Annotated in this window: 18 protein-coding genes; 10 read left to right on the top strand and 8 right to left on the bottom strand. The window is 65.7% G+C overall.

What is annotated here, in order from left to right:
* The first annotated feature begins 28 nt into the window (after nucleotides 1-28).
* Together NP552_RS02675 and NP552_RS02670 are read left to right on the top strand one after the other, a co-directional pair.
* Nucleotides 29-559 carry a glyoxalase superfamily protein gene (locus tag NP552_RS02675; RefSeq protein ID WP_100633977.1) on the top strand — a complete coding sequence of 177 codons (531 nt, stop codon included), beginning with the start codon at nucleotides 29-31 and terminating at the stop codon, nucleotides 557-559.
* A 98-nt stretch (nucleotides 560-657) separates the two neighbouring features.
* Nucleotides 658-1,551 (top strand): sterol desaturase family protein, encoded by an 894-nt coding sequence (locus tag NP552_RS02670; RefSeq protein WP_043860532.1) that lies wholly within the window; start codon nucleotides 658-660, stop codon nucleotides 1,549-1,551.
* On the opposite strand, the gene NP552_RS02665 is transcribed toward NP552_RS02670, so the two are convergent.
* Nucleotides 1,534-2,154 carry a helix-turn-helix transcriptional regulator gene (locus NP552_RS02665; protein WP_229589228.1) on the bottom strand — a complete coding sequence of 207 codons (621 nt, stop codon included), beginning with the start codon at nucleotides 2,152-2,154 and terminating at the stop codon, nucleotides 1,534-1,536. The genes NP552_RS02670 and NP552_RS02665 overlap by 18 nt on opposite strands.
* A gap of 102 nt (nucleotides 2,155-2,256) precedes the next feature.
* Nucleotides 2,257-2,709, bottom strand: a complete 453-nt coding sequence (locus tag NP552_RS02660) for an Lrp/AsnC family transcriptional regulator (protein ID WP_253087011.1) — start codon at nucleotides 2,707-2,709, stop codon at nucleotides 2,257-2,259.
* 148 nt (nucleotides 2,710-2,857) lie between these two features.
* Here NP552_RS02660 and NP552_RS02655 point away from each other — a divergent pair, with 148 nt between their 5' ends.
* Together NP552_RS02655 and NP552_RS02650 are read left to right on the top strand one after the other, a co-directional pair.
* Nucleotides 2,858-3,475: a LysE family translocator gene (locus NP552_RS02655; protein WP_043860545.1), complete on the top strand. Its 618-nt coding sequence runs from the start codon at nucleotides 2,858-2,860 to the stop codon at nucleotides 3,473-3,475.
* A 36-nt stretch (nucleotides 3,476-3,511) separates the two neighbouring features.
* A complete protein-coding gene (locus tag NP552_RS02650; protein ID WP_274096385.1) occupies nucleotides 3,512-3,994 on the top strand; it encodes a MaoC family dehydratase in 483 nt (160 codons plus the stop codon).
* Between the two features lie 21 nt (nucleotides 3,995-4,015).
* Here the strand turns inward: NP552_RS02650 and NP552_RS02645 are convergent, their stop codons facing one another.
* A complete protein-coding gene (locus NP552_RS02645; RefSeq protein WP_043860528.1) occupies nucleotides 4,016-4,513 on the bottom strand; it encodes a hypothetical protein in 498 nt (165 codons plus the stop codon).
* 38 nt (nucleotides 4,514-4,551) lie between these two features.
* The gene (locus NP552_RS02640; protein WP_054915334.1) at nucleotides 4,552-5,115 is read right to left on the bottom strand and encodes a helix-turn-helix domain-containing protein; all 564 of its coding nucleotides are present in this window, start codon (nucleotides 5,113-5,115) and stop codon (nucleotides 4,552-4,554) included.
* A 123-nt stretch (nucleotides 5,116-5,238) separates the two neighbouring features.
* On the opposite strand from NP552_RS02640, the gene NP552_RS02635 reads away from it, so the two are divergent.
* On the top strand, nucleotides 5,239-6,123 hold the full coding sequence (locus NP552_RS02635) for a DMT family transporter (protein WP_274096384.1): 885 nt from the start codon (nucleotides 5,239-5,241) through the stop codon (nucleotides 6,121-6,123).
* Between the two features lies 1 nt (nucleotide 6,124).
* Here NP552_RS02635 and NP552_RS02630 read toward each other — a convergent pair whose 3' ends face one another.
* On the bottom strand, nucleotides 6,125-6,922 hold the full coding sequence (locus NP552_RS02630; RefSeq protein ID WP_274096383.1) for an AraC family transcriptional regulator: 798 nt from the start codon (nucleotides 6,920-6,922) through the stop codon (nucleotides 6,125-6,127).
* A 105-nt stretch (nucleotides 6,923-7,027) separates the two neighbouring features.
* On the opposite strand from NP552_RS02630, the gene NP552_RS02625 reads away from it, so the two are divergent.
* Entirely contained in the window at nucleotides 7,028-7,837 is an 810-nt protein-coding gene (locus NP552_RS02625; protein WP_058540707.1) for a sulfite exporter TauE/SafE family protein, read from the top strand.
* Here NP552_RS02625 and NP552_RS02620 read toward each other — a convergent pair whose 3' ends face one another.
* Entirely contained in the window at nucleotides 7,838-9,298 is a 1,461-nt protein-coding gene (locus NP552_RS02620) for a transporter (RefSeq protein WP_274096382.1), read from the bottom strand. It lies immediately after the preceding gene.
* Nucleotides 9,299-9,428: 130 nt separating this feature from the next.
* Between NP552_RS02620 and NP552_RS02615 the strand changes: the two genes are divergently transcribed.
* The 3 genes from NP552_RS02615 to NP552_RS02605 all read left to right on the top strand — a co-directional run bounded on the left by NP552_RS02615 (nucleotide 9,429) and on the right by NP552_RS02605 (nucleotide 11,463).
* Nucleotides 9,429-9,911 (top strand): Lrp/AsnC family transcriptional regulator, encoded by a 483-nt coding sequence (locus NP552_RS02615; RefSeq protein WP_274096381.1) that lies wholly within the window; start codon nucleotides 9,429-9,431, stop codon nucleotides 9,909-9,911.
* A gap of 127 nt (nucleotides 9,912-10,038) precedes the next feature.
* On the top strand, nucleotides 10,039-10,770 hold the full coding sequence (locus tag NP552_RS02610; RefSeq protein ID WP_274096380.1) for a carbon-nitrogen hydrolase family protein: 732 nt from the start codon (nucleotides 10,039-10,041) through the stop codon (nucleotides 10,768-10,770).
* A gap of 42 nt (nucleotides 10,771-10,812) precedes the next feature.
* A complete protein-coding gene (locus NP552_RS02605; protein WP_274096379.1) occupies nucleotides 10,813-11,463 on the top strand; it encodes a hypothetical protein in 651 nt (216 codons plus the stop codon).
* 3 nt (nucleotides 11,464-11,466) lie between these two features.
* On the opposite strand, the gene NP552_RS02600 is transcribed toward NP552_RS02605, so the two are convergent.
* Complete coding sequence (locus NP552_RS02600; RefSeq protein WP_274096378.1) at nucleotides 11,467-12,513, bottom strand: LLM class oxidoreductase; 1,047 nt, start codon at nucleotides 12,511-12,513, stop codon at nucleotides 11,467-11,469.
* A 22-nt stretch (nucleotides 12,514-12,535) separates the two neighbouring features.
* Nucleotides 12,536-13,054: a glutathione S-transferase family protein gene (locus NP552_RS02595; protein WP_443201021.1), complete on the bottom strand. Its 519-nt coding sequence runs from the start codon at nucleotides 13,052-13,054 to the stop codon at nucleotides 12,536-12,538.
* Nucleotides 13,055-13,174: 120 nt separating this feature from the next.
* Between NP552_RS02595 and gcvA the strand changes: the two genes are divergently transcribed.
* Entirely contained in the window at nucleotides 13,175-14,062 is an 888-nt protein-coding gene (gcvA, locus tag NP552_RS02590) for a transcriptional regulator GcvA (RefSeq protein ID WP_274096376.1), read from the top strand.
* Nucleotides 14,063-14,067: the final 5 nt, after the last annotated feature.

The following is a 14,067-nucleotide window of genomic DNA, read 5'->3' as shown; positions in this document are numbered from 1 at the left end:
CACACTGCCTCGGCACCAGGAGCACATGATGATCTCGATCGAACAGGCCAAACAGATGGCCAAGCGTCTGCGTACCGCCCTGCAGGCGCAGAACCCGCCGCTGACCCACTCCGGCGCACTGGAGCTGGTGGCGCAGCAGTTGGGCTACAAGGACTGGAACACCGCCTCGGCCCTGCTTGCCCCCGCCACCCCTGCAAGCGAAGTGAGCTTCGACAAGCCTATCCCCATCCTGCGCATGTTCGACGAAGCCAAGGCGCGCGAGTTCTACCTCGACTTCCTGGGCTTCAGCGTGGAGTTCGAACACCGCTTCGAAGCCGACCTACCGCTGTACCTGGGCATCGTACGCAATGGGCTGCAACTGCACCTGTCCGAGCACCACGGCGACGCGAGCCCTGGCTCGACGGTGTTCATCCCCATGCACAACATCGAGCAATTGCGCGACGAGCTGCTTGCCAAGCGCTACGGCTATGGCCGCCCGGACATCGTCGAGCAGGGCTGGGGCAAGGTGCTTGAGGTGTACGACCCGTTCGGCAATCGCATTCGCTTCTGCCAGGGCTGAGCGGCCTTTCCCCCCAGGCTGAAGATGCGCCGTTTGTTCAAGCGGAGCAGGCTGCGGCTACACGAAACTCCAGGCTCTGACCTGCCTGGAGTTTCACGATGCGAACCCTGTACGCCCCTGTATTTTTCCTTGGATTCATCGGCTCGGCCGTGTGGCTGCTGGACGAGGGCGCAAGCCTTGGCTGGTTGCCGGTTCTGCTGTTGCTGGCGATTGGCGTGTCGCTGCTGTGCGAGCGGCTGTGGCCCTATCGCGAGCGTTGGAATGTAAGCCAGGGCGATGGCACCCGGGACGTGATTCACGCGGGGGTGAACGAGGCGCTCAACGTGGCCGGCATTGCCGCCATCCCCCTGATTGCCCTGGTGCTGCCCGATACCGGCCTGTGGCCGAGCGACTGGCCGCTGGCGCTGCAGCTGTTGCTGGCGTTGCCGGTGGCAGACCTGGGCATCACCCTGGTGCATTACGCCAGCCACCGCCTGCCGTTGCTGTGGCGCCTGCACGCCGTGCATCACAGCGTGACCCGAATGTACGGCTTCAACGGGCTGATGAAGCACCCGCTGCACCAGATGCTCGAAGCGCTGGGCGGCACCTTGCCCTTGCTGCTGTGCGGGTTGCCGCTGGATGTGGCGGCCTTGCTGGCGTTCAGCATATCCATCCAGCTGCTGTTGCAGCACAGTAACGTCGACATGCGCATCGGCTGGCTGCGCCATGTGTTTGCCTGGGCGCCGGTGCACCGGCTGCATCACCTCAAGTACGGCACCACGGGGGATGTGAACTTCGCGCTGTTCTTCAGCGTTTGGGACCGCCTGCTGGGTACCGCCTTGCACCTGCCGCACTATCACCTGGCGGACGACGACCTGGGTATCGGCGACTTTCCGGACTACCCGGTGGGCTACGGCGCGCAGTTGCGCCAACCCTTTCGCCGCGACCAGCCCGAGCATCCACCTGCCGTACTGCCCGATGCCCTGAGCCGTGCGCTAGTCCAGCAGCCTTAGGCGCAGGTGGCGCAGGGTACGGTCGGCACGGATGCCGAACTGCTGGCGCACGCTGCGTGACAGGTGGGCCGAGTCGGCAAAGCCTGCGCAGGTGGCTGCCTCGGTCAGGCTGCTACCGCCCAGTGCCAGCTGCAAGGCCACGCGCAGGCGTTGCCACAACACCAGGCGGCGCACCGACAGCCCCAGTTGACCGCTGAACAGGCGCTCCAGCTGGCTGAGCGACAGCGCCGCCTCACTGGCCAGCTGCGCGGCGGGCAGGGTGTTTTCATCCAGTGCACGTACCCGTTGCAAGGCGGTGGCCAGGCGCGGATGCAAAGGGCGCCGGGGCAGGGCGCGCAAGCGTTGGTTCAGGCCCTCCAGGTCTGCGCCGGCGTCTTCGCAGAGCTGGCGCAGCACCGGCAGTTCGAAAGCCAATGGCTCGGCAAACAGCGTGATCGCCGGTTGCTCGCTGAGAATCGCATGCGGCTGCCCGGAGGCAATGAGCAGCAGCGGCCCGCACTCGACCTGGCCCTGGATCGACGCCTGCACCGGGGCAGCGCAGGCGATCAGTACCTGGTGGGCATAGTGGGCGTGGGCCTGGGTTTGCCCGACCTGCCCGGCCACCAGGCAGTAGTCGGTGGCCAGCCACAGGTCGCCTTGCCAGGGTTCGTTGGGTGCGCGGTGGATAGTGGTGCTCCTGAGTGAGGGTGAAGGCGGGCGGCGAGGTTACAACGGCAAGGGCCGGTCCTGCACCACGCGCTTCATCACCAGGGTGGAGGTGAGCCGCTGCACGTTGGGCAGCGACGACAGGCTTTCATCATAGAGCCGCTGGAAGGCCGGCAGGTCCTGGGTGATCACGTGCAGCAGGTAGTCCGGCTCGCCGAACAGGCGCTGCGCATCCACCACCTGTGGCAACGTCACCAGCGCGTTCTCGAACGCCTCGACCGCCGTGCGATCGCCCTCGCGAAGGGTGACGAAGACCATGGCGGAAAAGGTCAGGCCCAGGGCAATGGGGTCCAGTTTCGCCCGATAGCCCAGCAGCACCCCCGATTCTTCCAGGGCACGCACCCGTCGGTGGCAGGGGGAGAGGCTCAACCCCACCCGCTCGGCCAGTTCGGTGATCGAAAGGCGCCCGTCTTTTTGCAGTTCGGCAAGAATGTTCCGGTCGATGCGGTCCATCTGGAAGGATCTTCCCCTATTGGCCTATGTCGCGATTATCTTCGAAAGAAAATTCTAGCAAGATTTCATTATTGTTCCCTGCACCAATTTGCTTGTGGAGCAGGACGATGCAGCCAACCGTGGATCAACCCCTGGCGTGGGTAGCGCCATGACCCTGAGTGTTTTCGTGGCGTTCTGGGCGGTGTCGATGTTGTTCATCATCACGCCGGGTGCGGACTGGGCCTATGCGATATCGGCCGGGCTGAAGGGGCGGGTGGTATTGCCCGCCGTGGCCGGGCTGTTGTCGGGGCATCTGATCGCGACACTGATCGTCGCCGCCGGGGTGGGCACGCTGGTGGCGGGGCATCCGTTTGCGCTGTCGGTGCTGACGGTGGCCGGGGCCGGGTACCTGCTATGGTTGGGCATCGGCATGCTGCGCCACCCGACTGTGCCCCAGGCGGACCAGGTGCAGGTAGCCGGTGCGTGGCAGCGCTGGGCGGTGAAGGGCCTGTGTGTGAGCGGCCTGAACCCCAAGGTGTTCCTGCTGTTTCTGGCATTGCTGCCACAGTTCACCGACGCCACGGCGCCGTGGCCGGTACCGCTGCAGATCGTGGCGCTGGGGCTGGTGCATGCGCTCAGCTGCGGGGTGATCTACCTGCTGGTGGGCTTTGGATCGCAGGCCGTGCTGGGCGCGCGGCCTGCGGCGGCGCTGTGGGTCAGCCGGGTGTCGGGGGCGGCGATGGTCATCATCGCGCTGGTGCTGCTGGGCGGGCAGCTACCCAGGTAGGCAGAATGTACGCGGCAATCGAACAGGGGGAGTGCCATGAAGAGCTTGAGAGCACGGGCCGTACAGGGCCTGGAGGTGGGGGCGCAACTGAGCGTGAGCCGGTGCTTCACCGATGAGGACATCCGCTGCTTTGCGCAGCTTTCGCGGGACTACAACCCCGTGCACTACGATGCCGCCTCGGCCGAACTGCGCAGGTTCAGGTCGATCATTTCCCATGGCCTGCTGACGGCCAGCCTGGTGACCGAGATCGGCGGGCAGATCGGCTGGCTGGCGACCAGCATGAGCTTCGAGTTCAAGCGGCCGGTGTATGCCGGCGATGCAATCACCTGCCACTGGCTGATCGTGGACAAGGACGAGCGCGGGCATGGGCGGGCGCAGTTGAGCATCGTCAACGCGCAGGGCGAAACCGTGCTGGAAGGCATGACCACCGGGGTGTTGCCGAACGCAGCGGCGCGTGAACGCATGGCGCAGCTGTTGGCCGAGGGCGACCCCGGCAACCTGGCTGCGGCAGGTGCCTAAGGCGCCGGCACGCGGCAGGGTTCAATTGCGAAAGTACAGCTCGTCCAGCTGGCGCCGACGGATCGCCACATACTGCTCCCACACCTTGGGGAACTCCGCCTCGCGGATGAACGGGAAGGTGAGGTACACGAATCGCCCCTTCACCTGAATGTACTGGCGTGCACGCTGGAAGGCCGGCTGCTCGGTCAATGCGATGCTCTCGTCGTAGCCGTCGTGATAGTGACGAATATCCACCCGGTGCGGGGCAAGCATGCCGCGGGCAAAGTCGATCACCCAGCCGGTGCCCACCGAGGTGCTCAGGTAACCGTAGACGCCGTCCTCCGACAGCTGCAGGCACGCCTTGGCCTGCGTGCCGTCGTCATCGTTCACCAGCACGATCTGGTCATTGAAGTACTGGATGGATTGCCCCTGCGGCCCGTGCAGCACCAGGTTCCAGCCTTCGGCATCCATGCGGAACTCGCCCTGGTTGGCAAACTCGGCGATCCATCCGTTTGACAGCTCGATTCTGTGGTTGGTCATGGGGGTGGGGGTCCTGAGGGATAGGGCAGGCAGTTGCTTCAGCTGTGCTCGATCAGCATGACAGCAACGGTATCGGGCTCCAAGGCTTCGAACACATGGGGCTGGTTGGCCGGGTAGCGCAGGTAGTCGCCGGCATGCAACAGCACCGGTGCACTGGCCGGGCCTGCGCTGGCGGCCCCCTGGCACACGAATACATGCTCGAAAGTGCCCGCCGGGTGCGCCTGGGAATGGTGCGGCTGCCCGGGCTGGGCATGCACGCGGTACAGGTCCCGGCGTATGCCGGGCGGGCAGTCGGCGAGCAGGGTCGCCGCGTAGTCGGCGTCGTCGGCCTTGAGCGCCGCACCTTCGCCTGCGCGAATCACCGTGACCGTCTGCGCCGGCTGCTCGAAGAACCGCGTGACCTGAATGCCCAGTGCCGTGGCCAGCGCCCACAGGGTCTCGATGCTGGGGTTGCCAAGGCCGGACTCCAGCTGCGACAGCGTGGATTTGGCCACGCCGGCGCGGCGCGCCAGATCGCTGACGGACATCCCCGACTGCAAGCGCTCGCGCCTGATGGCCTGGGCCAGAATCATGATCGGCGCATCGTTCGATATAATGGTCATTTGTTCGTTATAAATTGACTGGGAGAGAGGGCGGCGGACATTATGGCACCCACTCGTTCGTTTTGATGGATTTTGTTCGATGACACAGCCTTCTGTTTTTACCTCGACGGGACACCGCGCGCCATGAATGCACGTTCACGCGGCACCCTCGAAATGGTCACCGCCATGTGCATTTCTGGCACTGTCGGCTGGTTCGTGGTGCAGTCGGGCCAGTCGCCTTCGTCGATGGTGTTCTGGCGCTGCCTGTTCGGCGCCGCCGTGATGGCCCTGGCGTGCTGGGCGCTGGGGGTGTTTGGCACGCTGCGCCCGACCCGCGCGCAGTGGGGGTGGATGCTGCTGGGTGGCGTTGCGCTGGCCTGCAACTGGCTGCTGCTGTTCAGCGCCTACAGCCAGGCCTCCATCGCGGTGGCCACGGTGGTCTACCACACGCAACCCTTCATGCTGGTGGGGCTGGGCGTGCTGCTGTTCGGCGAGCGGATTTCGGCCAGTGGTGCCGGCTGGTTGGGCCTGGCGTTTGTCGGCATGCTGCTGATTGTGACGGCCAAGACGGGGGCGGCCGGGGAAAACTACCTGATAGGTGTGATGCTCGCGCTGGCGTCGGCCTTGCTGTACGCGATTGCGGCGATCATCGCCAAGCGCCTGCAGGGCGTGCCGCCGCACCTGATCGTGCTGGTGCAACTGCTGGTGGGCGCGGCCATGCTCTGGCCCTGGGCGCAGGTGCCGGACATGACCGCACAGCCCCAGGCCTGGGCCTACCTGCTGACCATTGGCGCGGTGCATACCGGGCTGATGTCGACCCTGCTGTACGGCGCCATCCAGAAACTGCCCACGGCGCTGATCGGCGCCCTGTCGTTTCTGTACCCGGCGGTGGCCATCCTGGTCGACTGGCTGGCCTTCGATCACCCCCTCAGCGCGCTGCAGGCAGCCGGGGCGCTGGCCATATTGCTGGCGGCGGCCGGCATGAACCTGGGCTGGCGCCTGGGCCCAAAGCCGGCCCTGAATACCTGAGTTAGACCACCGCGTGCCCTGGGCCGCACTGGTCGAGCGTGGCCAGGTAAACACTGGGCGGGGCGCCCAATTGACGGTGGAACATGCTGGAAAAGGCGCTGGGGCTGTCGTAGCCCAGCTCCAGCGCGACCCGTGTGACCGAGGCGCCGGCCGCCAGGCGGGTGACGGCAGCCATCAGGCAGGCCTGCTGGCGCCAGGTGCCGAATGAAAGCCCGGTTTGCTGGCGGAACAGGCGGCTGAAGGTTCTTGCACTGCAATGCAGGGCACTTGCCCAGGACTCGGCGCTGGTGTCGATGCGGGGTTGGCGCAGGAAGTTGCGACATAGTTCGGCCAGCCGCGGGTCGTTTGGCAAGGGTGCGAACAGCGCCAGGCTCGGCGCGCTGCGCAGCTCGTGCAGTACCAACTGAATCAGATGCCCGTCGCGACCGCGTGTTTCATACAGTGCGGGTACGTGCGCCGTGGCCAGCAACAGGTGGTGGAGCAGGGGCGAGACCACCAGGGCCTGGCACTGCGAGGTATCACGCACCGGCTGCGCCGGCTCTATGTACAGGCTGCGGGTGCTCACCCCGCGCATCAGCACCTGGTGCGGCTTGCCGGCGGGTATCCACACCCCGCTACCGGGCGGAATCACCCAGCTGCCGTCCTGGGTTTGGACCTCCATCAGGCCACTCATGCCATACAGAAACTGTGCGCGCCGATGCACATGGGTGGGCAGCAGTGTGTCGGGCGGGTAGTCGGTACCGATGGCGAGCACCGGGCGGGCGACGGCGTCGACGCTGGCGAGCGGAATATTGAGCATGTGAAGCACCTTGGCCGGAACGCGAGGATTATTGGCCAATTCGCGAGGGCTGGCCACATGTCTGGCCGTTAACGTGTGGCTCCCCCCTTGTGTTGGAAGCGATGCATGTTCTGGTTTCTGCTGTGTGCGTTCGGTGTGGTAGCCGGTGTGACGACTGTGCTGTTCGGCTTTGGTGGCGGCTTTGTGGCGGTGCCGCTGCTGTTCACCCTTATCAGTGTGAGCCATGCGCCGGGGTCGGCCATCGGCGAGGCCGCGATGCATATCGCCGTGGCCACCTCCACGGCGGCGATGATCTTCGGCGCAGGCCTTTCGACCTTGCGCCATGCCCGTGCGCGCACCTTGCAGTGGCCTGTGGTGCGGCCGTTGCTGGGTTACGTTGCGCTGGGTGCAGTGCTGGGCGCATGGGCCGCCACGCAGGTGCAAGGGGCGTGGATACGCTGGCTGTTCATCGGCTACCTTGGCCTGACCATTCTTGATGCCGTGTTGCGCCCGGGGTTTACCGTGAGCACAAGCGATGGCATGCGCCCGCTGGGCCGTCGAGCCAGCGCCGTGATCGGTGTCGGCATGGGCGCCGTGGCCGCATTCCTGGGTGTAGGCGGCAGCGTGATGAGCGTGCCGCTGATGCGCAGGCGTGGGGCGAGCATGGCCGTGGCGACGGCGTCGGCCAACCCGCTGTCGCTGCCGATGGCGATTGCCGGTACTGCCGCCTACGCCGTGCTTGCGTGGCGCACCGAAGTGCTGGGGCCCTGGTTTGCCGGCTATATCGATGTGCGTGCCCTGGCCGTGCTGGTGCTGGGCTCGTGGTGCGGCATTCGCCTGGCCGCGCCGTGGATCGGGCGCATGCCCGACGCGCTGCATGTGAAGTGCTACCTGGCCCTGCTGGGGGTGGTGCTGGTGGTGATGGTGGTTGCCTGACTAGCCCAGCCAGACGCTCAGCAACACCGCAGCCAGCGCGACCAGTGCGGTGTTGAGGCACACCAGCGCAAAGCCGAAGCGCACCAGTTCGCCTTCTTCACTGGCGCTGGTTCTGGCCAGGCCCAGGATCAGCATCACGATCGACAGCGAGCCCAGCGCCGCATGCCCCGCCGCGCTGTTCTGCACCGCCGCGAGCAACAGGCGGCCGTGTTCGGGCAGCATGGCGATGGCGGGCATGAAGATCGCATTGCCGCCCACGTTCGAGCCGGTCATGTAGCCGGACAACCCGCCCAGCAGGGCGACCAGCAACGAGGCGGCGGCCGGTGCCAGGCCGGTCAGCAGCTGCATCAGGCCCGCCAGAAAGCCGGCCTTGACCATCAACTGCGACATGGCGAGAAAAAAGAAGATCGTCAGCAGGGGCCGCTTCGCCCGGGCCAGCAGTGCGGTGCCGATGCGGGTGCCCGGCACCGGCAGGGACGGTGCGCTTCGCGCGTGAAACCCCAGGCCCACCAGCACCAGGATCAGTGCCACGCCCGGCGAGGCGAGCGGCTTCCAGGTGACCTGCGCGCCCTGGACGACCCACAGGTTCTGCCAGCCGGTGATGGCCCACAGCGCCTTGAGTGCGACGATGCTGGTGATCAGCACCAGGTAAGGCCACGCCTGGCGCGGCCATTGTCGCGCCCCGCGTGTGCCGCCGTGGTTGTGCAGGCGCCACAGCCCGCTGGCCAGTACGACGGCTGCGCTCACCAGGCCCGCCGCCACGCCGGCTACCTCCGGCCCCAACCCGCGGCTGCTGCTATAGAGCACCCCCACGAATACCAGCCAGCCAGCGCCCAGCACCATCCATTCGCGCAAGGTGCGAACCTCGGCCAGGTACAGTGCCATCGCCCCGAGCGCGAGAAACACCGGTGCGCTGGTCAGTGCCGAGGTGGCTGCCAGCGCCGCAGCGTCCAGATGGGCCAGGGAAGCGCCGATCACCGATGCCAGGCCCAGCGTGCCCCACGGCATGATCGCCATGCCGGCCAACGCGATACGCAGCGCCACCCGGCGGTCGAACAGGCTGAGCAGCAGCGGCACGGTGGCGATCAACGACACGCCAAAGCCGGTCATTGCTTCGAGCAACGGGGCCAGCCCGAGCACGATGAACACCACCTGGTCGCCGCGCCCGAGCCCGAGCGAGCGTACCCACTGGCTGAATGCCAGGTTCACGCCCAGGCGCTCGATGAAGATCACGAAGGCCAGCCCCGGTACGATCACGAACGCGGTGCTGGCAAACAGCACGGCAGTGTCCTGAGCCGCCGCCACCAGGCTGCCCAGGCGCCACGTATCGGCAGCACCGACCAGCCACAGCACCATTACCAGTAGCGTACCGGCGATGGCGGCGTGCACGGGTGGGCGGCGCAGCACCACCAGCATCGCCGTGACCAGCAGCACGGGCGACAGATGAAACAGTGCGAGCATGCGAGCAATATCCTGTGTGAGTCCCGACCAGGGCTGCGGCTGCAGGCTGGGGCTCGATAATATTTCTCGCTGTCAGATAAAGGGGCGCGGATTTCTGGTAGTTTTCGAGAAAATTTCTCGCAGGGTTTCCATGTCCATTCACGATGTAGCGGCTGAGCCGCTGGACAAGTTCGACCGCGCCATTCTTGACCTGGTGCAGCGCGACAACACCGTGCCGCTACGGTTGGTGGCCGAGCAGGTCAACCTGTCCACCGCGGCGGTGCAACGGCGCATCAAGCGCATGGAGGAGCGGGGCGTCATCACCGCCAATGTCGCCGTCGTCGACCCTACTGCGGTGGGTCGGCCGATCACCATCATCGTGGAGGTGATGGCCGAGCGCACCAGCCTCGATGCGCTGGAGGCCATGAAGGCGCACTTTGCGGTGCCTGAAGTGCAGCAGTGCTACTACGTCACTGGCGAGGTGGATTTCGTGCTGGTGCTGACCGTGGCCAGCATGCAGGAGTACCAGGCGTTGGCGCGGCGGTTGTTTGCCGAGAACGCCAATGTCACCTGGTTCAAGACCATTGTGGCGCTGGACCGGGTGAAGGTCGGGTTGCAGGTGCCCAGCCTGTAGGAGCGGGCCTTGCCCCGCGATCTGGCGCGCAGTGCCAGCAGAACCTGCGATGCGACACCGCACACTTTCCAAGGTAACGATGTTGGTGCAGCATAGGCCCGCGTCGACAAAGGGACATGAGACTCGAATGAAGCTGATCGCTGCGCAAATCTCGGCCACCCCGGGCGATGTCGAAAAGAACCTCGCCCAACACATCGACGCTATCCACGCCGCCGCAAGCCAGGGAGCCGATGCGGTGGTCTTCCCCGAACTTTCGCTGACCGGCTACGAACCCGAACTGGCCGGTGCCCTGGCGATGGCGCCCACCGACAGCCGCCTCGATGCATTCCAGGCCTTGAGTGATCGCTACACCCTGCTCATCGCTGTGGGTGCGCCAACCCAGGGGAGGGAGGGCACCCAGATCAGCATGATCGCCTTCCAGCCAGGGCTGCCACGCGCGGTGTACTCCAAGCAGCTTCTGCACGCCGATGAACTGCCATTCTTCACGCCTGGTACCCAGCAGCAGGTGTTCCGCCAGGGCGGGCATGTTCTGGTGCCCGCGATCTGCTATGAATCCTTGCAACCCGCCCATGCAGACCAGGCCGCCGCGGCAGATGCCCAGGTGTACCTGGCCAGCGTGGCCAAGTCGCAGAAGGGCGTGGACCTGGCCTGCAACCATTACCCGGCAATGGCCCGCAAGCATGGCATGACCGTGATCATGGCCAACTGCGTAGGCCCCGCCGACAACTTCATCGGTGCAGGCCAGTCCGCGGTCTGGAACCCGAATGGCGAGCGCGTTTGCACTGCCGACGCCACCCGGCAAGCCCTGGTCGCATATGACACACGCACGGGAGAAGCGGGCACTGTCAGCCTGGCTTGAATCACCATCGCCACCCCAATTCGTCGACCTTCGGAAGCACTCATGCCCGCCTTGATTCCCCTTGACCCCGCAACACTCCCGGACATCGCCACGCTGCGCCAGCGCGCCAAGGCCCTGGCCATGCTCGATGCCATCGTCTCCCCCGAATGGGAGTACCGCTATTTCAGCTACAACGCGAGCTGGTTCGACGGTGAGGAAATGGCGTCGATGCGCAATGGCTCGGGCGATGAATGGTTTGTGCACTTCGGGCCGTTCGGCGCGGCCATCAAGGGGATTGCGCATGAATCCCCGTTAGCCGGCGACAGCCGTCTCGTCGAGGCCGTACAGCAACAAGTGCCGCCGGCCTTTGCCGCCTTTCTCAACGAAGCGGCCTTCAGCATGGACTGGCTGAGCTACTGCTACTGGAGAAGCCCTGACGACGCAGCCTGGCAGAAGGTGGCAGCGCCGAACGTCACAACGGACCACCTCGACGATGGCTCGGTGGAGTTTCTGGCGCTGTTGATCGAACCGGCCAGTGGCTACGTGGAGTTTGCCCAGTGGTACTACGAGCAGGCCGTGCCATTGGCGGCGGTGCAGCAACTCTACGACCACACCCCGTTGACCGCCGACCTGGTGGCCGCGCTCAACCCGCAACTGGACTTTGCCGAGGCGGTGGCCTCGGCTGTCGAAACGGGCTACCCCTGCGCCAGATAAGTGCTACCACCCCTGGGCCAGCGGCGCTGGCCCTTGCAAGGTGGGGAACAGCGGCAACACTTCTTCGGCCAATTCCTGAATGACCTCGTCAACCGGCCGCCGGGCCATCTGAATGCCCAGCGCCGCATGATTGACGCCCGCTGCCTTCCATTCGCCAAGCAACGCGATCAGCCCGTTGCGCCCGGTCTTGAGCACATACCCACCTTGCAACGGCGTGCGCGGGAAGTCGGGGTCTTCGTCCAGATCGATCCACTCGTTGGTCATGTGCGGGCGAAACCCGCCGTTGGGGATCTGCGAGCGCCACGCCCGAACCTTTTCTGCCAGGCGAAGCGGGCCCTGCGCCGTGTGGGTGGCGTCCGGGTAGGTCAGCCAGCCATCGGCCTGCTCACCCAGCCACTGCAGGGATTGACGCGACGACCCCGTCACGATCAGCGGAATGCGCCCGGTGACCGGTTGTGGCAGTAGCTGCGTGCCGTTCATCTGGCCCAGCGGCGAGCGGATGGTCGCAGGGCCCTGCGCCAGCAATTGCCGAAAGTAGTCCACGCTGTGGGCAAAGCGCTCACCGCGCTGGTCATGGGCCAGGCCGTAGGCGGGGAACTCCACGGCCCTGTCCCCCGACGCGATGCCCATCACCAACCGGCCGCCCGACAGGCGATCGAGGCTGGCGGCAGACTTGGCCAGGTCGATGGGGTGGCGCAAGGTGAAGATGGCGCTGCCGGTGACCAGCGCGATGTGCCGGGTATGGGCGGCCAGGTAGCCCAGGTACACGAAGGGGTCGAACACCTGGCCGGCATCGCCGAAGGCCGGGTCGAACAAGGGCACGTCGCGCACCCATACGGCAGCAAAGCCCAGGCGCTCGATCTCGCTCACATGCTGCGCCTGGGCGTGAAGCACCGCCATGTCGCCCTGGTAGAAGCGCAGTGGCAGAAAGATGCCCAGTGTCAGGTGATCGGCGGCGAACATGCGCCGGTAGCCGGGGTGGTGGGCGAAGGCTTCGGCGTTCGCGCCGCAGGTGACGACGGGTGCAGTGGGGTGGGTCATGGTGTTCATGCCTGTTCCTTGGTGTCGGGGGTCATGGGCCGGTGGCAGGGGCGGGCAGGCGAATGCCGCGTTGCACCGCAGGGCGCTGCTCTACCTGCGCCAGATGCTGATCGAGGGTGACGAAGGTGGCTTCGGTGAGGGTCCTGTAACGCTGGATGGCGGCAGGGTTGGGCACGCTGTCGAAGCATTCGAAGTGCACGCGCTGGCCCAGCAACGGCCCCATGCTGGCGCTGTGAAACATCAGCCAGGTGATGCATGCCCAGCGCTCGGGAGCGTCGTGGCCAAGCAACTGGCCGCTCTTGTCCGCCAGGTACAGCAGGATGGCGGCGGACTCGAACAGGGTGATGCCGGTGGCGCGGTCGATCAGCACCGGAATGCGACCGTGCGGGTTGAGCGCAAGAAACTCGGGCCGCTGGTGCTCGCCCTCATCGATGCGCACATGGCGCAGGCTGTAGGGCAGGCCCATTTCTTCCAGGGCGATGGTGATCTTGAAGCCGTTTGGCGAACTGTCGGTGTAGAGAATCAGATCAGGATCGGACACAGGGCACATACCTCAGGCAGACTAATGCTTGTTGCGTGGTGTGGGTGCCATGCTAGTGAGTGATTGCCTGGGACAAAAACGATTAGTCCTGCGCTTTGACGTTAGATTTTCTAAACCAAGGAATACGCCATGGGCGCCGTTCTACCCTTGCTGGCGCTGCGCGCCTTTACCGAAGCTGCACGGCTGTGCAGCCTCAAGGCGGCGGCCGAGCACATGGGCGTCACCCCCGGCGCCATCAGCCAGCAGATCCGCCAGCTGGAAGACCGCCTGGGCGTCACGCTGCTGGTGCGGGGGCGGCATGGGGTGCAGCTCAGCGATGCCGGCGCACGTCTTTTCCCCGGGTTGTCGCGGGGCTTTGGGCAGATCGAGAACGCGCTACTCGAACTTGAGTCGTTCACCCACGAGCAAACGCTTACCATCAGCACCGTGCCGTCGTTCGCGTCCACCTGGCTGGTGCCGCGCCTGGGTGACTTCAGTGCCCGGCATCCTGACATCGAAGTGCGGGTGGAGGCGTCGGCAAGGCTGGTGGATTTCCAGCGCGAGCGCATCGACATTGCGCTGCGCCATGGCCTGGGCCAGTACCCGGGGCTGGAGTCGATCCCGCTGATGGCGCCGGTGCTGCTACCGGTGGCCAGCCCTCGGCTGCTGGCCGAGGGGCCGCCGATCAACAGCCCGCAGGATTGCCTGAACTACCCGTTGCTGCACGACACCGAGCGAGCGGATTGGCCGCTGTGGCTGCAAGCGCATGGCGTGGAGGCTGACAGCCGTAGCCAGCGCGGTGCCAGTTACGATGAAGACCTGTTGCTGCTGCGCGCGGCGGCGAGCGGGCAGGGCATTGCCTTGGTGCAGGACAACCATGCCCAGGAAGATCTGCACAACGGCAGGCTGGTGGTGGCGCTGGACAGGCCGTGGCCGTCGCGATTTGCGTACTACCTGGTAACGCGCAAAGAGGCCTTGAAGCGGGCGCAGGTGCAGGCGTTCATCGAGTGGATAACGCAGCAGGCGGGCGCTGCGTGACAGGT

The sequence above is a fragment of the Pseudomonas sp. 8209 genome (assembly GCF_028682105.1).
Taxonomy (GTDB): Bacteria; Pseudomonadota; Gammaproteobacteria; order Pseudomonadales; family Pseudomonadaceae; genus Aquipseudomonas; species Aquipseudomonas palmensis.
This window is presented reverse-complemented; position numbering and strand designations above follow the sequence as displayed.

Excerpts from the sequence above, each read along its gene's own strand:
- NP552_RS02675 (WP_100633977.1), top strand. The coding sequence starts at position 29 with ATGATCTCGATCGAACAGGCCAAACAGATGGCCAAGCGTCTGCGTACC.
- NP552_RS02670 (WP_043860532.1), top strand. The coding sequence starts at position 658 with ATGCGAACCCTGTACGCCCCTGTATTTTTCCTTGGATTCATCGGCTCG.
- NP552_RS02660 (WP_253087011.1), bottom strand. The coding sequence starts at position 2,709 with ATGGACCGCATCGACCGGAACATTCTTGCCGAACTGCAAAAAGACGGG.
- NP552_RS02655 (WP_043860545.1), top strand. The coding sequence starts at position 2,858 with ATGACCCTGAGTGTTTTCGTGGCGTTCTGGGCGGTGTCGATGTTGTTC.
- NP552_RS02650 (WP_274096385.1), top strand. The coding sequence starts at position 3,512 with ATGAAGAGCTTGAGAGCACGGGCCGTACAGGGCCTGGAGGTGGGGGCG.
- NP552_RS02645 (WP_043860528.1), bottom strand. The coding sequence starts at position 4,513 with ATGACCAACCACAGAATCGAGCTGTCAAACGGATGGATCGCCGAGTTT.
- NP552_RS02640 (WP_054915334.1), bottom strand. The coding sequence starts at position 5,115 with ATGACCATTATATCGAACGATGCGCCGATCATGATTCTGGCCCAGGCC.
- NP552_RS02635 (WP_274096384.1), top strand. The coding sequence starts at position 5,239 with ATGAATGCACGTTCACGCGGCACCCTCGAAATGGTCACCGCCATGTGC.
- NP552_RS02630 (WP_274096383.1), bottom strand. The coding sequence starts at position 6,922 with ATGCTCAATATTCCGCTCGCCAGCGTCGACGCCGTCGCCCGCCCGGTG.
- NP552_RS02625 (WP_058540707.1), top strand. The coding sequence starts at position 7,028 with ATGTTCTGGTTTCTGCTGTGTGCGTTCGGTGTGGTAGCCGGTGTGACG.
- NP552_RS02620 (WP_274096382.1), bottom strand. The coding sequence starts at position 9,298 with ATGCTCGCACTGTTTCATCTGTCGCCCGTGCTGCTGGTCACGGCGATG.
- NP552_RS02615 (WP_274096381.1), top strand. The coding sequence starts at position 9,429 with ATGTCCATTCACGATGTAGCGGCTGAGCCGCTGGACAAGTTCGACCGC.
- NP552_RS02610 (WP_274096380.1), top strand. The coding sequence starts at position 10,039 with ATGAAGCTGATCGCTGCGCAAATCTCGGCCACCCCGGGCGATGTCGAA.
- NP552_RS02605 (WP_274096379.1), top strand. The coding sequence starts at position 10,813 with ATGCCCGCCTTGATTCCCCTTGACCCCGCAACACTCCCGGACATCGCC.
- NP552_RS02600 (WP_274096378.1), bottom strand. The coding sequence starts at position 12,513 with ATGAACACCATGACCCACCCCACTGCACCCGTCGTCACCTGCGGCGCG.
- NP552_RS02595 (WP_443201021.1), bottom strand. The coding sequence starts at position 13,054 with ATGTGCCCTGTGTCCGATCCTGATCTGATTCTCTACACCGACAGTTCG.
- gcvA (WP_274096376.1), top strand. The coding sequence starts at position 13,175 with ATGGGCGCCGTTCTACCCTTGCTGGCGCTGCGCGCCTTTACCGAAGCT.